The following is a 548-nucleotide window of genomic DNA, read 5'->3' as shown; positions in this document are numbered from 1 at the left end:
TTCAAAATGTTGTTACTTCAATAATCCTGTATTCTGGGACAGCCGTAGACTTACTTATTATCCTAATGTTATTTTTTGCCAAAAGAAAAAGCAGAAAAGACATCATTAACATCTATTTAGGACAATTTCTAGGCTCTGTTAGTCTAATATTGCTAAGTTTACTTTTTGCATTTGTCTTAAATTATATTCCTAGTAAAGAGATTTTAGGTTTGCTCGGTTTGATTCCAATTTTCCTAGGACTCAAAGTTTTGCTTTTAGGAGATTCTGATGGAGAAGCTATTGCAAAAGATGGTTTGCGCAAAGATAATAAAAACCTGATTTTTCTAGTCGCTATGATTACTTTTGCAAGTTGTGGTGCTGACAATATTGGTGTTTTTGTCCCATATTTTATTACCTTAAATTTAGCGAATTTGATAGTGGCTTTACTTACCTTTCTAGTCATGATTTATCTCTTGGTTTTTTCTGCCCAAAAATTGGCACAAGTCCCTTCTGTTGGAGAAACTTTGGAAAAATATAGCAGATGGTTTATTGCCGTTGTTTATTTAGGA

General features: G+C 32.7%; 1 protein-coding gene. It reads left to right on the top strand.

All coding sequences use genetic code 11. The features are described from left to right. A partial coding sequence (locus HMPREF0850_RS12555; RefSeq protein WP_000302941.1) for a CadD family cadmium resistance transporter occupies positions 1-548 on the top strand: 548 nt, incomplete at both ends.

It is taken from the genome of Streptococcus sp. M143 (genome assembly GCF_000162495.1).
GTDB classification, from domain to species: Bacteria; Bacillota; Bacilli; order Lactobacillales; family Streptococcaceae; genus Streptococcus; species Streptococcus dentisani.
This window is presented reverse-complemented; position numbering and strand designations above follow the sequence as displayed.